Raw genomic sequence first — 15,366 nt, 5'->3', positions numbered from 1 at the left:
CGCATTCTCTTCCCAAAATACACCAGGAGAATGCATTACAAAGTACAAAATGGGGCGATAACTGTGAAGAGTGAAGCGAAACGGCCGTGCTGCAACCGGACGGAACCACAGGCATACTTTTTTTACCTCATCCTCCGAGCGCCTCAACAGTGATGATCATCCAACCGAAACCTTCCGGCTGCTTGCCGAAGGTTGAAAATACCGTAACCCGTCGAAACAAATTTCCGCAACACCCTGGACGCTAACTTATTGCCTGCAGCCAGGCAGGAAACCCTTCATGCATCGAAAATTCAATAACCATGAAAAACACTACTTTCATTGCCCTTTGTATTCTTCTGCTCTTTTCTTTCGGCGCCTCCGCCCAAACTACCGACAGCATACCGCCCAGGGTCCTCAGCATCACCCGGCAAAATCCCACGAATGATACGGCTTACGGCACGTCGGTCACCTACCGCGTGGTCTTTTCCGAAAAAGTTACGGGCGTGGACGGCTCCGATTTTACCGCTACCGGCCTGAATGGTAATGTACGGGGCACCCTGGCCCTGCTGGCCCTGGAACCCGTGGGCACCGAAGGCACGGAATCCGTACAGCCGGTAGGCACCTCGGGCACCACCTACGATGTATCGGTGCGGGCCATCGCCGGCACCGGCGCCCTGCGCCTGGACCTCCATGCCACCGGCACGGGCATCAAGGATGCGGCCGGCAATGCCCTCGCTGCCGGCTATACCGGCGGCCAAACCTATATCCTCCAAAAAATACCCACCTCCGGCCTGCCTTCTTCCCCGGGCGGGGACCCCAATACCGGCAGCGGCTTTACCTCGTTCAATGACATCGCTCCCCTGCCCATCGCCAGCCATACCGGCCAGAAGCCGCAATCCAAAGTATGGAGCTATGCCGGCAAATGGTGGACGGTGCTTTCCACCTACGAAGGCACCAAAGTCTACCGCCTCGACGGCGCCAGCTGGACCGAGATCATACGGGTGGCAAGTTCCAAAAACGCCAAGGCCGATGTGCAGGTGGTGGGCAGCGTGGTGCATATGCTGCTGTTTCGCGGCGGCAGCAGCAACTCCTACCTGGTATCGCTGGAATACGACCCGGTTACCGGGAAATACAAGTTGTGGAGCAAGAGAAGCCAGAATATGACGATCGTTTTCGAGGAAGATACCGAAACGGCCACCATGACCCTGGACGGCAACGGGCGGATGTGGATCGCCTCGGACGGCACCAGCGAGATCAATATGCGCTGGAGCGATTCGCCTTATACTACCTGGAGCGCTCCTGTAGTGATCGCCACCGGTATTGGCACGGACGACATTTGCGCCGTCACTACCCTGCCCGGCAAGATCGGCGTGATGTGGTCCAACCAGCTCACCCAGCGCTTTGGCTTCCGCACCCATACCAACGGGACCGATCCCGCTCTCTGGACGGTGGACGAACTGCCGGCTGCGCAGTCGGCCCTGGCCAAAAAAGGCGGCATGGCCGACGACCACATGAACCTGCTGCCGGCTTCGGACGGCACCCTGTACTGCGCCGTTAAGACCTCTTACGACTCGCCCGGCTATCCCAAGGTTTCGCTGCTGGTGCGGCGGCCCAACGGTGTATGGGACAACCTGTACCCCGTAACGGCCAACGAAGGCACCCGGCCGATCGTACTGCTCAACGAAGCGCAGGGGAAAATAAAAGTGGTCTTCAGCTCCCTGGAAAACGGCGGCGATGTGCTGTACCGCGAATCCGCTCTTTCGCCCATCTCTTTCGGCCCTCCGATTACCCTTATGGCCGGCAACTACCTGATTAATTACTGCACCAGCACCCACCAGGCCTACAGCTCGGACATCGTGGTACTGGCCACCAGCATGGAGGACACATTGCAGGCCGTGTCGGTCCGGGGCGTGGACGGCAGCGGCACCACCGGTGCTGCCGCAAATGGTGCCCTTACCGAGACCAGCACCGAAAGCCCGGCCGCCCTTTCGGCTGGCAGCGGGGCCCTGGTGGCTTCCCCCAACCCCCTGTCCACGAGCACGACCCTCTCCTACACCTTTGCTGCCGCCAGCACCTATACCGTTTCGCTGTACGACAGCAAGGGCCAAAAGCTCCGGGTGCTGAAGTGGGGGCAAGCGCCTGCCGGCCGCCAAACCCTCTGTACGGTCGACGGCACCGGGCTGCCGGCCGGCATGTACCTGGTTCGCATCGATACCAACGATGGCTCCCAAACCCTGAAGTTGCTGGTGAGAAAGTAAGGAGGACGGTAGGTGCCATAACATCCCGGGGCTGAAAATCCAGCGGCCTCCGTGACCGGACCTGAATAAATACAGAAGCTTTATACATTTCCCCTGCTTCGGCAGGGGATTTTTTTTGAAGCAGTAAACTGTTCAGGAATTGCAGAATGTTACAGGACTTGCAAAACAGCAATTAAGTATAAAAACACTATTGGCCACAACAAAAGCAGGAAATACGAAAGCTTTACGGCTTGTTGAAAAGATGGGTTTTGTTGCCTTTAAATCCGACGACCAGGAAGTCATCGTGAAAAAAGAAATTTAGCGGCAAAAGTAATCGAACCGCCTTCGGGTTCGGAAATCTATAGGGCCGCTATGGAGGTAATGACGCCCAGCCGGTTTAATTCCCAAAAGCACTTGGCCGTTGCCGCAATATCTGCGGCAGCATTTTGAGCTTCGGAAAATTTCGTTTGAAACAGTTTGAAGTGCAATTCGGACAGCGTGGGCCATTTATAGCCGTAAGGGCCGCGAAGGCCGCAAGCGGCTAAATTTGACGATGCAGCCAATAAAGCCTGCACCGCTGGAAAATCTCCCTATAGCTCAACGGTTTGTTTCCTTTTTTCCACCTTCCGGCCCCGCCTCCCCCTGGCAGGGAGGCGTAATTGGGGAAATCAGCCTGGATACGGCCTGGCATGCCCGTCAGCTCAGCAGGCATGCTTTTTTTATACAGCTCAACGGGGCATTTTCCGGATGAGGTTTAGCCCGGCTGCACTGCAGGCAACCAGGGCCACCACGGCGGACATGGATCTCCCGTGCACCCCCACCCGGAGCGCCCCGGCTCCTTTCCAATAATCCAAAATCAGGACATCTATGAAAAAAACCACTGTCCCACCCCGCCCCTTGCCGGTCCGGAGCCTGCGCGCACCGCAGCTCCAGCTGTAATCCCGTCCCGACAGGTCTTCCTGCTTTATTTCCTGTTCTTTCGGGGCCCCGGCCCTCCCTTCCATTAACCATTATCCAAAACCGCAAACCTCATGAATGGACGCCTCTACTTTATTCTTTCCTTTCTGCTCTTCTCCCTTTCCCTCCAGGCCCAGGTAACCCTTATCCCATACAAAAGTTCCTGGAAATACCTCGATGACGGTACCGACCAAGGTACCGCCTGGCGCTCCCCGGCCTACAGCGACGCCGACTGGAGCACCGGAACCGGCAAGCTGGGATACGGCCTGAGCGGCCTGGGCACCACCACCGGCACGGATTCCAGCCGGAAAAACCCGACCACCTACTTCCGCAAAACCTTTTTCCTGGACAACCCCTCCCTGCTGGATGACCTGAGCGCCAAGGCAGCCTTCAACGACGGGCTGGTGGTGTATGTGAACGGCGTGGAGGTGTATCGCAAATACCTGCCCTCGGGTACCATCAGCTTTGCCACGCCTGCTTCCGCGGCCTATAACGGCAGCAAGAGCTTTACCATCCGCAAAAACCTGCTGGTACCGGGCGAAAACCTGCTGGCGGTGGAAGTGCACCAAAGCCCCGCCAGCCCCGCCGACCTGGCCTTTGACCTGCGGCTGCTGGCCGCCCCCGATACCACCGCGCCCAAAGTGCTCAGCTCCGTCCCCATAGCCACGCCCCCCTCCCCCGGCAAGGCGGCCGCGCTGGCCTTCCGCCTGACGTTTTCGGAAGCCGTCACCGGCGTGGACGCCGGCGACTTTACCCTGACCCCTGCCTCCGGCAATCCGGGCGGCACCATCAGTACGGTTACACCGGCCCCGGACGGCCGGACGTTCGACGTGGCGGTGAGCTCCCTTACGGGCGCCGGTACCCTGCGGCTGGACGTGAACAGCGGGGGCACCGGCATTACCGATGTGAACGGCATTGCCTTCAGCGGTGGCTATACTTCCGGCCAGGCCTATACGGTCGACGTAGCCTTCCCCTACGTCGTCAGCATCTCCCGCCTGCCAACCGCAGCCGAAGTGACCAAGTCCTCCTCCCTGAAATTCCTGGTGGTGTTTTCCGAAAAAGTGAAAGGGGTGGGCGTGGACGACTTCAGCGTCGTCTCCCTCAACGGCACCGCCACGGGGATCATTGAATCGGGCGATGTGGATGCCGTGGACGACCGCCGCACCACCTATGAAGTGAAGGTCAGCTCCGTCAGCGGCAACGGCCAGTTGCGCCTGGACCTGAAGGATAGCGAAACCGGCATCGTGGATGCCGCGGGCAATCCCTGCGGCGGCTACAGTGCGGGCCAGGCCTACCGGGTGGACAAGACCAAGCCCCTGGTGGCCGCCGTCGAACGCTACCTGCCCGCCGCTGCCGGCACCAATGCCGCCTCCGTGGTGTTCCGCACCACTTTTAATGAGGGCGTGAAAGGCGTGGATGCGGCCGACTTTTCCCTGAGCACCCTCAGCGGCAATGTCACAGGGGTCCTGGCGGCCGATGCCGTCACCTCCATAGGCACGGACGGCTCGACCTATGCCGTCCGCGTCAGCGACCTGGCGGGACAGGGTCAGTTGCGCCTCAAGGTGAAAAGCGGCAGCAGCACCGGCATTACCGATCTAGCCGGCAATTCCCTCAGCGGGGGCTTTTCCACCGGGGAAAGCTATACCCGGGACCCCCTGGTACCCGTGGTGGTGAGCGTGAACCGGCAACTGCCCGCCGCAGCCGCCACCCATGCCACCGAACTGACCTGGCGGGTGACTTTTTCCAAGCCGGTCACCGAAGTCACTCCCGCCTGCTTTTCCCTACAGGGCGGTTCCGCCACCGGCACCCTGGCCGACGGGGCCGTAGCCCCCGTGGGGACGGCCGGCACCACCTATGACGTCCGGGTCCGGTCGGTCAGCGGCACGGGCTCCCTGCGCCTCGACCTACCCGGCGGCACCAGCATCCGCGACAATGCCGGCAACAACCTGGGCGAAGGTTTTACCGCCGGCCAGGCCTATACGGTAGACCAGGCCCCGCCGGCCGTAGTGGGCGTGGAGCGGCTGGAACCCCTGGCGGAGGGGGCCTTTGCCTCCTCCCTCGTGTGGCGGGTTACCTTTTCGGAAAAGGTTTTGGGCGTAGCGCCCGCCGACTTCCAGCTCACCGCCCTCAGCGGCCCCCTCAGCGGACGGCTGGCGGCGGATGCCGTGACGGCAGTGGGCACGGAAGGCACCACCTACGACGTACGGGTGGTCGGCCTGACCCAAAACGCTTCCCTCCGTCTGGACGTACGCCCCGGCGCCGGCCTGGCTGATGCCGCGGGCAACCGCCTGGCCCAAGGCTATGCAGCGGGCGCTTCCTACAAGGTAGACCCCCCTCCCGTCCTGGTCAGCAGCCACCGCCTGCTGCCCGCAACGGAGCGCACCAGCGCGGACCGGGTGACCTTCCGGGTGACTTTCTCCGAATGGGTCACCGGCGTGGACGCCTCCTCCTTTGTCCTTTCGGCCCTGAGCGGCACGCCCGGGGGCGTGGTGGAAACGGTGGCCCCGGCAGATGCTGCCGGTACTGTTTATGACGTAACGGTAACGGGCATTGGGGGCACGGGCGTGGTGCGGCTGGAACTGAAGAGCGGCGGCACGGGCATTACCGATGCGGCCGGCAGCGCCCCTGGAGCAGGCAGCAACGGCAGCACGGAAGGCGCCCCCAGGGACCTTTCCGGCAGCGAAACCTATACGATCGACAAGTCGGGGCCCTTGGTCGCCGGCATCCACCGCCTGTCGCCCGCTGCGCCGGCCTCGAATGGCTCGGAGGTGGTCTACCGCGTGGTCTTTGCCGAGGCCGTAACCGGGGTGGACCCTTCAGACTTTTTGCTCACGACCGTTTCGGGCACCACTACGGGAACGGTGGCGCCGGAAGGCGTGCAGGCAGTGGGCAGCGAGGGCACCACCTTTGACGTTGCCGTCAACGGCATTGGGGGCACCGGCAGCCTGCGGCTCGACCTGTCGGGCAGCGGCACGGGCATCTCCGACCTGCTGGGCAACGAAGCCACTACCGGCTTTACCCAGGGGGAAACCTATCGCTTCGACTATACCGCCCCGGTAGCGACCGCCATCAGCCGGCTGAAACCCTACCAGGAAAAGGCCGATGGCGGTGCGGCCACCTACCGCGTCACCTTCTCCGAAGCGGTAACCGGGGTCGACCCCTCTGATTTTACCCTTACGCCCCTCAGCGGCACGCCCAGCGGCAGGCTGGCCCCGGACGCGGTGGTAGCGGCGGACAGCACCGGCACTTCCTGGGAGGTAACGCTGACGGACATCTCCACGTTCGTGACCCTGCGCCTGGATCTGAACCCCGCGGGCACAGGCATTGCCGACAGCGCCGGCAACCTCCTGGAGGGCGGCTTTACCGCCGGCCAGCGCTACATCATGGACCCGCCGCCGGCGGTGGTCAGCATCAGCCGGCAGTCGCCCCTGTCCGAAACCACCGGGGAGCCGGAAGTTACCTTCCGGGTGGTGTTTTCCGAAAAAGTGCGGAACGTGGACGCTTCCGACTTTTATACCACCACCCTCAGCGGGGAGGTACGCGGAACGCTGGCAGCGCTCAGCAACACCGTCATGGCCAGCAGCACCTTGACCACCGTAGCTGCCGTGGGCACCGCGGGCACCACCTACGACGTGACCGTTCGTGCCATTGCCGGCAACGGCACCCTGCGCCTGGACCTGAAAGACCAGCAAACGGACATCAAGGACAGCGACGGGCTGTTCCTCTCTAGCGGCTTTACCGGCGGCGAAACCTACAGCTTCCAGCAACCCACCGAAGGCCGCTTTGCCTCCGTGACCGACCTGGCGCCCGTGACCATTGAAAAAAATACCGGCGAAAAACCCCAGGGCAAGGTATGGACCTACGCGGGCAAGTGGTGGAGCGTGCTGGCCACTCCCGGGGGCACCAAACTGTTCCGCCTCGACGGCACCGCCTGGACCGAGGTGCTGCTGCTGTCGGAAGTGGAGGAGGTCCATGCCGACTGCCGCGTGGTGGGCAACGTCACCCATATCCTGCTGTTCGAGCCCGAAGAAGACTCGTACCTGGTGTCGGTAGAATTCGACGAGACCCTGGGAACCTATAAACGCTGGAGCCAGCGGCCGTCGGCCGTGGAGGTGCCCTTCGGCTCGGGCGCCGAAACCGCTACCCTGGCGGTGGACGGCACCGGCCGCATGTGGATCGCCGCGCCGGCCAAAACGGACGTGAACGTGCGCTGGAGCGACGCCCCTTATACCCGCTGGAGCGACACCATCCGCATCGCGGAGGGCATCCTGGACGACGACATCTGCGCCCTTACCCCGGTGCCGGGCGGCGTGGGCCTGCTCTGGTCCAACCAGAACAGCCAGCGCTTTGGCTTCCGCGTACACCAGGATGGCGATGATCCCCGCAACTGGTCGGCCGACGAAGCACCCGCCGCCGCCTCGGCCCAGGCAAGGGGCCACGGCTTCGCCGATGACCATCTGAACGTGCTCTGTGCCAGCGACGGCACCCTCTACTGCGCGGTGAAAACCTCCTACGACACGCCGGGATACCCCAAGCTGTCGCTGCTGGTGCGCCGGCCGGCCGCCGGCTGGAGCTTTCACCCGGTAACCTCGGTGGAGGGCACCCGCGGCGTGGTGGTGCTCAATGAAGCCACCGGCAAGCTGAAGGTGGTGTACTGCACCATGGAGACCGGCGGGGATATCGTCTACCGCGAAACCTCCACGGCCTCCATTGCCTTTGGTGCCCCCAAAACCCTGATCAGCGGTCCCTTCCTATTCAACGAAGCCACCACCACTCACCAGCCCACTACCGGCGAAGTGGTGATCCTGGCCACCAACCAGGACCCCGACCCCAAGCAGGCGGTCGGCGTGATCGCCCGTGATGAAGAAGGACAAGCCCTGCCCGCCCTTACGGCGGCACCGCCAGCGCAGGAGTTGTCGGGGACTACCGCGAAATCGGAAATCCCTTCCGGGGGATGGGCGGCCACGCTGGAACTGTTTCCCAACCCGGTGGCGGCCACGGCCACGGTGCGCTTCCGCCTGCCCCAGGAGGCGGCCTACCACCTGGTGCTGTATGATGCCCGGGGCACCCGGCTGAAAGAGGTGAAAAGCGGACGGGCCCCAGCCGGCCAGGCACAGGCCGTGGGCATCGATGCCTCCCGCCTCCCTGCAGGCGTGTACCTGCTGCGCCTGCAAACCGCCGGGGGCAGCAAAACCCTTCGGCTGATCGTAGAGAAATAACAAGGGAGATTTTTGAAAAAGCTGTAGGCGCCGGTTGCCGGCGCCTACAGCTTTTTCAAAAAGTCGCCGGCAGGGACAGACAATGGTTTGAAATTCATAACAATTAGTTTGAAATGCTTAAAGCTGCGTATGAAGACGTGCTTATTTTCGTAAGGACCCTTTTTTTCAGACACAACAGTTCAGTAAATTCAGCCACTAAAACTATAGGCAATTATGGACCAGGAGCAATCGCATACCCCCCGACCAGAAGCGCCCTGCCCCAACAGGGGGAGGCGGGATTTTTTAAAACAGTCTTCCCTGCTGGCCGCCCTGGCCGTTACGCCGCCTTACCTGGCGAAGGCCGCCGCGTCGGACTGGGATGAAAAAGCGGCCGCCTATTTTGAAAAGGTGCCCCTGTCCCTCCAGATCAACGGCGTTCCCCACCAATTGTCCATCGAGCCCCGCGTGACCCTGCTCGACCTGCTGCGCGAGCAGCTGGCGCTAACCGGCACCAAGAAAGGATGCGACCACGGCCAGTGCGGCGCCTGTACCGTGCATGTCGACGGCACGAGGGTGCTTTCCTGCCTGTCGCTGGCGGTGATGCAGGAAGGGAAAAAGGTCACCACCATCGAGGGCCTCGCCCAGGGCGACCAACTGCACCCGATGCAGGAAGCCTTTATCAAACACGACGGGTTCCAGTGCGGCTATTGCACACCGGGGCAGATCATGTCGGCCGTGGCCTGTATCCGCGAAGGACATGCGAACTCGGAGGAAGAGATCCGCGAATATATGAGCGGCAACATCTGCCGCTGCGGCGCTTATCCCAACATCGTCAAAGCCATCTCGGAAGTAAAAGCAGGAGGAAAAAAAGCATGATCCATTTTGACTACATACGGGTGACGACCCCCAAGGCGGCCGTGGAGGCCCTGGGCAAGGACAGCAGCGCGCAATGGATCGCCGGCGGCACCAACCTGGTCGACCTGATGAAGAAAGGCGTGCTGGCGCCCCAGAAGCTGGTGGACATCAACCGCGTGCCATTAAATGAAATAAAAAAAGCAGCAAAGCTGCTGCATATCGGCGCGCTGGCGCGCAACAGCGAGGTAGCCGAAAACGCCCTCGTGCTTCGCGAGCAGCCCCTGCTGTCGCTGGCGCTGAAAGCCGGCGCCTCGCAGCAGATCCGCAACATGGCCACCGTGGGCGGCAACATGATGCAGCGCACCCGCTGCCCCTATTTTTACAACACCGACCTGCCGTGCAACAAGCGGCAGCCGGGAACGGGCTGCGGCGCCCTCAAAGGGTTTAACCGGATGCACGCCATCTTCGGGGCGTCGGACAGCTGCATTGCGGTGCATCCCAGCGACATGTGCATCGCCCTGGTGGCGCTGGACGCTACCGTGCTCGTCACCGGCCCCAAAGGCAGCCGGCGCATCCCTTTCCAAAATTTTCACCGCCTGCCGGGCAATACCCCGCAAAAGGACCATAATCTGGAAAGGGGCGAACTGATCGTAGGGGTGGAACTGCCCGACAACGCCTTCGGGGAGCACGTCCACTATTTAAAGGTCCGCGACCGCACCTCCTACGCCTTTGCCCTGGTATCCGTGGCGGCCGCCCTGGACCTGCAAGGCACGACCATCAACGAAGCGCGGCTGGCGATGGGCGGAGTGGCGCACAAACCCTGGCGGCTGACCGAGGCGGAGCAGTTTTTAAAAGGAAAAACGGCATCGGAAGCCGTTTTCCGCCAGGCCGCAGCAATTGCAGTGCGGGACGCCAAAGGCTATGGATACAACAACTTTAAATTGAAATTAGCTCCCAACACCCTGGTGGAAGCCCTGAAAACGGCTGCGGGAATAAAATAGAATTTTTTATGGAAAAGAATTTTTTCTTCAGCGCCCAGGCCACCGATCCCATAAACCGGGTGGACGGCAAAGCCAAAGTCACCGGCGCCGCCGCCTATGCGGCGGATCAAAAGCTGCCGCAGACCGCTTATGGCTTCCTGGTGGGCAGCACCATCTCCAAAGGCCGGATCCGCAGCATCGATACCCGGAGCGCCGAACGGGCCCCCGGCGTGCTGGCCGTCCTTACCCACCTGAATGCGCCCAAGATCCCCGGCTACCAAACGGGCAAAGACCCCGCGAAGCCGCCCACTAGCGGCCAACCGCTGCGCATCTTTTACAACGACGAAATTTTCTATTACGACCAGCCCATTGCCCTGGTCATTGCCGACACCTACGAACGGGTGCTGCATGCGGCTAAGCTGGTAAAAGCGCAATACGAAAAAGCCCCGCACCAGACCGACCTGGAAGCGAACCGTGACCAGGCGAAGATCCCCACCGGGCCCCGGTTTGAAGATTACACCCGGGGCGAAGCGGACGCTTACAAAAACGCTCCCGTAAAGATCGAGCAGGAATATTACCACCCCGTGGAGGTGCACAACCCCATGGAGCCGGGCAGCATCATGGCCCGCTGGGAAGGGGTCGATAAAGTAACGGTGTCCACCAAAACCCAGGGCGTACAGGCCACCCAGCGCTCCATTCGCGACGCCTTCAAAATCCCGCTGGAAAACATTACCGTCAATGCCGAGCATGTCGGCGGCGCTTTCGGCATGGGACTGCGGACCTGGCCTTATGAAATTGCCGCCATCATGGGCGCCCAGAAAGTGGGCAGGCCGCTGAAGCTGATGCTGCACCGCGAGCAGATGTTCACCAACGTCGGCCACCGCCCCGCCACCCACCAGAAAATCGGGCTGGGCGCCACCGCCGACGGCAAACTGACCGGGCTGACCCACGAAGCCACGGCCGGCACCTCTTCCTACGAGGAATTTACCGAAGCCACCGTGAATATCTCCCGGTTTTTGTATGCCTGCCCCAACGTGACCACCCGCTACCGGCTGGTGCCCCTGAACGTGTGTACGCCTATCTGGATGCGGGGTCCCGGCGAGGCCACGGGCAGCTTTGCCCTGGAATCCGCCATGGACGAACTGGCGCATGCGCTGCAGCTCGATCCCCTGGAACTGCGTTTGCGCAACCATGCCGATACCGACCCGGAACGGAAGCTGCCCTGGTCCAGCAAGTATTTGAAAGAATGCTACCAGCACGGAGCGGAGCTTATCGGCTGGAAAGAGCGCAAACTGCAGCCCCGGTCCCTGAAGGACGGCGACTGGATGATCGGCTATGGCATGGGCACGGGTTCGTTTGGTGCTTCCCGTGGATCGGCCACGGTGAAAGCCAGCCTGCAGGCCGGCGGGAAATTGCTGCTGCAATGCTCCGTCAACGATATGGGCCCGGGCACCGCCACCATGATGACGGCCGTCGCCTCCGAAGTGATGGGCCTGTCGCCCAATAACATCAAGGTGCAAATGGGCAGCACCGGCTTTCCGCCGGGCCCCATGCAGGGAGGCTCCACGGTTACCTCCACGGTCGGTTCGGCCGTGCACGACGTCTGCTCCGCCCTGAAGGAACAACTGGCGACCCTGGCGGCCAAAAGTCCTTCCTTCCATACCACCACCGTGCACGAACTGAAAGCGGAAGATTTACAGTTCTCGGAAGGCGGGCTTTCGCTGAAGGCCAATCCCTCGGTCAGGCTCACCTACGACGAGCTGTTCCGGCAAGCCGGCCTGCCCTCCCTGGAAATGACCAAAGAATCGTCGGGCAAGCGCCAGCCCTTCTCCATGTATTCCTTCTCGGTGCACTTTGTCAAGCTGCGGGTGCACCTACCTACAGGAAGGATTAAGATCGACCACGTCGTGTCCTGTGCGGACGCCGGCACCATCGTCAGCCCGAAAACGGCCGAAAGCCAGATGATCGGCGGTGCGGTGGGCGGCATCGGCATGGCCCTGATGGAAGACATGTTGATCGATCACCGTTTCGGAAGGCCCATTAACAACAACCTGGCGGACTACCACGTACCGGTCAATGCCGACATCCCGAAGGTGGATGTCTATTTCGTGAACCAGAAAGATCCCTATATCAACCCGATGGGTTCCAAGGGCATTGGTGAAATTGCGCTGATCGGGATGGCCCCGGCCATTGCCAACGCGGTGTTCAACGCCACCGGCAAGCGCATCCGCTCCCTGCCCATCACCCTGGACAAATTAATGGAAGACTAATGTCGAAGGAAATCAAGGACATCCTCGGGGCCTTCCGCGAAGCGCAGCGCCACGGCCGCCAAACGGCCCTGGCCACCGTGGTGCACGTGGAAGGCTCCTCCTACCGCCGGCCCGGCGCCCGCATGCTGGTGGAAGACAACGGCCAAATTACCGGCGCCATCAGCGGCGGCTGCCTGGAGGGCGATGCCCTTCGCAAGGCCCTGCTGGCCATGCACCAGCGGCAAAACAAGCTGGTGACCTACAACACCCTGCACGAGGACGACGCCGATTTCGGCGTGCAACTGGGCTGCAACGGCATCGTGTACATCCTCTTTGAGCCCATTGATCCGCAGCAGGCCGATAACCCCCTGGCCCTGCTGGAACATTTTGGGGCGCAGCGAACGGAGGCCGTCGTGGCCACTTTATTTTCCCTGGAAAACGTCAAGGGTCCCCAGCGGGGCACCTGCTATTTTTTTAAGGACGGCGCTACGCAAAGCTCCCTGGAAGACAAAGTCCTGGAAGCGGCATTAACGGAAGCCGCCCAGGAAGTTTTGGCCGGCCGGTCCTCCCTGCTGCAGCACTACCCGCACCAGGGATGTTCCGCCTTTGTGGAACTGCTGCAGCCGCCGGTTTCGCTGGTCATCGTGGGTGCCGGCAACGATGCCCTGCCGCTGACGGAGATGGCAACGGTTTTGGGCTGGCAGGTAACCGTCATCGACGGCAGGCCCTCCCACGCCAACCGGCAGCGGTTTGCCAAAGCCCATAGCATCATTGTGGGAAAACCGGCAGCCGCCCTGGAACAGCTGACCACGGATAGCCGGACCGCCTTTGTGCTGATGACGCACAACTACCAGTATGATAAGGAAATGATGAAAGCATTGCTGCCCGCAAGCTGCAGCTATATCGGCACGCTGGGACCGAAAAACCGGTTGCAGCGCCTGCTCTCCGAGCTGCAGGAAGAAGGCTTCCCCCTCGGCCCGGAACAGATATCCCTGATCCACGGGCCCACAGGGCTGGATATCGGCGCGGAAACTGCCGAAGAAATTGCCCTGTCCGTGCTGGCCGAGATCAAGGCGGTGCTGGCGCAGCGCCCGGGCGGGCCCCTCCGCGACCGGCAGGACAGCATCCATGCACGGGCGGAACGGGCCCGGACAAAAACAAGCCTCCCCCTCACTGCATGATGCCGGCAGCAAACATTCTTTTTAAAAACTGGGGCGTGGTCCTGCTGGCTGCCGGAAGGTCCTCCCGGCTGGGGCGCCCCAAGCAGCTGCTGCCGTATAAGGGCAAAAGCCTGTTGCGCCACAGCCTGCAGGTGGCCTGTGCCACATCGGCCCAAACCGTGGTGGTGGTCGTGGGCGCAGCGGCAGCGGCGGTCCAACAGGAAGGGGAAGGCAGCCGGGCGCAGGTGGTCGTCAATGAAGCCTGGCAGGAAGGCATGGCCGCCTCCATCCGCCAGGGCATCCGGGAGCTGCTCCGGATCCAGCCAGGGGCGGAAGGCGTCATCCTGATGGTGTGCGACCAGCCCTTTGTCACCACCGCCTTGCTGCATGATATCCTAAAAACCCACCAGCAAACCGGGCAACTTATGGTGGCCTCCGGCTATGGAAATACGGCAGGCCCCCCGGTCTTTTTCCACCAAACCCTTTTTTCGGAACTGCTGCAGCTACAGGGCGATACAGGCGCCCGGAGCCTTATCCGCCAACATGCCCGCGACGTGGAAGTGGTGGCATTCCCGGAGGGCCACCTCGATATCGATACGGAGGAAGATTATCAAAAACTTAAAGGGCGTAACCCACTATAAAGACTGCCGCTCCCGGACCGGGGCAGCTGCCGTTTCCTTCCCGTCCTGTTGGATAAAGGCCAGGATGTCCGCATTAATGGTGGCGGCGTGCGTGGTGGGCATGCCATGGGGAAGGCCGGGATACGAGATCAGGGTGCCGTTTTTCAGAAGCTTGACCGACCGGGCCCCGGTAAGCGCAAAGGGAACGATCTGGTCGTCTTCGCCATGCAACACCAGCACGGGCACGTCCACCTGTTGGAGATCTTCGGTAAAATCGGTTTCCGAAAACGCTTTGATGCAGTCGTATTGCGCCTTGATGCCGCCCATCATGCCCTGGCGCCACCAGTTGTCGCGAACGCCCTGCGAGGCCTGCGCCCCTTCGCGGTTGTAGCCGTAAAAAGGCAGGGTAAAATCCTGGAAAAACTGGGACCGCCGGGTGGCGGTATTCTTGCGGATGTCATCAAATACCGACCGGGGAATGCCCCCGGGGTTGTGATCGGCTTTGACCATAAGGGGCGGCACGGCGGAGATCAGTACGGCCCTGGACACCCGGCCCCTGCCGTGCCGGGCCACGTAGCGGATCACTTCGCCACCGCCGGTGGAATGGCCCACGTGGATGGCGTCTTTTAAATCCAGCGCTGTTACCAGCGCGGCTACATCCGCCGCATAGGTGTCCATTTCATTTCCGTGGGCGGTTTGGGTGGATCTTCCGTGTCCCCGGCGGTCATGGGCGATCACGCGAAAACCCTGGTCCAGGAAAAACTGCAGTTGTGCATCCCAGTCATCGGCGGACAAAGGCCAGCCGTGGTGGAAGACGATGGGTTGGCCGGTTCCCCAGTCTTTGTAATAGATTTCCGTACCGTCCTGTACTTTTATCGTATTCATTGTAATGGGTTTTAAAATGCCTCTGCACCATGCGAAGCACTTAAAGTTAGGCAAAGTTTCCACCATGCCGGCAAGGCACCGGGTCCATGAGTGCGGGTCACGCCCATGCCTAACCGCAATTCGCTGTTTCACAGGAAGAAAAAAAACGCCCCTCCCCGCCCAACAAGTATTTCCCTTTAGAAAAATTGCTGAACCATATTTCCTTTTGTCTGTTATTTACGCTAACTTAACTCTTCAAAAGCACCT

General features: G+C 61.4%; 9 protein-coding genes. 8 read left to right on the top strand and 1 reads right to left on the bottom strand.

Annotation, left to right across the window (positions count from 1 at the left end):
• The first annotated feature begins 299 nt into the window (after nucleotides 1-299).
• The 8 genes from V9K67_RS00370 to V9K67_RS00335 all read left to right on the top strand — a co-directional run bounded on the left by V9K67_RS00370 (nucleotide 300) and on the right by V9K67_RS00335 (nucleotide 14,256).
• Nucleotides 300-2,237, top strand: coding sequence for a T9SS type A sorting domain-containing protein (locus V9K67_RS00370; RefSeq protein ID WP_336719272.1), 1,938 nt, complete (start codon nucleotides 300-302; stop codon nucleotides 2,235-2,237).
• Between the two features lie 139 nt (nucleotides 2,238-2,376).
• Nucleotides 2,377-2,538 (top strand): GNAT family N-acetyltransferase, encoded by a 162-nt coding sequence (locus tag V9K67_RS00365; protein ID WP_336719271.1) that lies wholly within the window; start codon nucleotides 2,377-2,379, stop codon nucleotides 2,536-2,538.
• A gap of 709 nt (nucleotides 2,539-3,247) precedes the next feature.
• Nucleotides 3,248-8,392, top strand: a complete 5,145-nt coding sequence (locus tag V9K67_RS00360) for a T9SS type A sorting domain-containing protein (protein WP_336719270.1) — start codon at nucleotides 3,248-3,250, stop codon at nucleotides 8,390-8,392.
• Between the two features lie 213 nt (nucleotides 8,393-8,605).
• Nucleotides 8,606-9,247 (top strand): 2Fe-2S iron-sulfur cluster-binding protein, encoded by a 642-nt coding sequence (locus V9K67_RS00355; RefSeq protein WP_336719268.1) that lies wholly within the window; start codon nucleotides 8,606-8,608, stop codon nucleotides 9,245-9,247.
• Complete coding sequence (locus V9K67_RS00350) at nucleotides 9,244-10,227, top strand: FAD binding domain-containing protein (RefSeq protein WP_336719266.1); 984 nt, start codon at nucleotides 9,244-9,246, stop codon at nucleotides 10,225-10,227. The genes V9K67_RS00355 and V9K67_RS00350 overlap by 4 nt, the downstream gene beginning before the upstream one ends.
• An 8-nt stretch (nucleotides 10,228-10,235) precedes the next feature.
• Nucleotides 10,236-12,476: a xanthine dehydrogenase family protein molybdopterin-binding subunit gene (locus tag V9K67_RS00345; protein WP_336719264.1), complete on the top strand. Its 2,241-nt coding sequence runs from the start codon at nucleotides 10,236-10,238 to the stop codon at nucleotides 12,474-12,476.
• A complete protein-coding gene (locus tag V9K67_RS00340) occupies nucleotides 12,476-13,636 on the top strand; it encodes an XdhC family protein (protein ID WP_336719262.1) in 1,161 nt (386 codons plus the stop codon). The genes V9K67_RS00345 and V9K67_RS00340 overlap by 1 nt, the downstream gene beginning before the upstream one ends.
• Nucleotides 13,633-14,256 (top strand): nucleotidyltransferase family protein, encoded by a 624-nt coding sequence (locus V9K67_RS00335; RefSeq protein ID WP_336719260.1) that lies wholly within the window; start codon nucleotides 13,633-13,635, stop codon nucleotides 14,254-14,256. Before V9K67_RS00340 ends, V9K67_RS00335 begins: the two co-directional genes overlap by 4 nt.
• Here the strand turns inward: V9K67_RS00335 and V9K67_RS00330 are convergent.
• Nucleotides 14,251-15,120 (bottom strand): alpha/beta fold hydrolase, encoded by an 870-nt coding sequence (locus V9K67_RS00330; protein ID WP_336719259.1) that lies wholly within the window; start codon nucleotides 15,118-15,120, stop codon nucleotides 14,251-14,253. The genes V9K67_RS00335 and V9K67_RS00330 overlap by 6 nt on opposite strands.
• Between the last annotated feature and the right edge of the window lie 246 nt (nucleotides 15,121-15,366).

The organism is Huijunlia imazamoxiresistens, assembly GCF_037132455.1.
GTDB lineage: Bacteria > Bacteroidota > Bacteroidia > Chitinophagales > Chitinophagaceae > Flavisolibacter > Flavisolibacter imazamoxiresistens.
This window is presented reverse-complemented; position numbering and strand designations above follow the sequence as displayed.

Coding starts and splice junctions, on each gene's coding strand:
- V9K67_RS00370 (WP_336719272.1), top strand. CDS start 300: ATGAAAAACACTACTTTCATTGCCCTTTGTATTCTTCTGCTCTTTTCT.
- V9K67_RS00360 (WP_336719270.1), top strand. CDS start 3,248: ATGAATGGACGCCTCTACTTTATTCTTTCCTTTCTGCTCTTCTCCCTT.
- V9K67_RS00355 (WP_336719268.1), top strand. CDS start 8,606: ATGGACCAGGAGCAATCGCATACCCCCCGACCAGAAGCGCCCTGCCCC.
- V9K67_RS00350 (WP_336719266.1), top strand. CDS start 9,244: ATGATCCATTTTGACTACATACGGGTGACGACCCCCAAGGCGGCCGTG.
- V9K67_RS00345 (WP_336719264.1), top strand. CDS start 10,236: ATGGAAAAGAATTTTTTCTTCAGCGCCCAGGCCACCGATCCCATAAAC.
- V9K67_RS00340 (WP_336719262.1), top strand. CDS start 12,476: ATGTCGAAGGAAATCAAGGACATCCTCGGGGCCTTCCGCGAAGCGCAG.
- V9K67_RS00335 (WP_336719260.1), top strand. CDS start 13,633: ATGATGCCGGCAGCAAACATTCTTTTTAAAAACTGGGGCGTGGTCCTG.
- V9K67_RS00330 (WP_336719259.1), bottom strand. CDS start 15,120: ATGAATACGATAAAAGTACAGGACGGTACGGAAATCTATTACAAAGAC.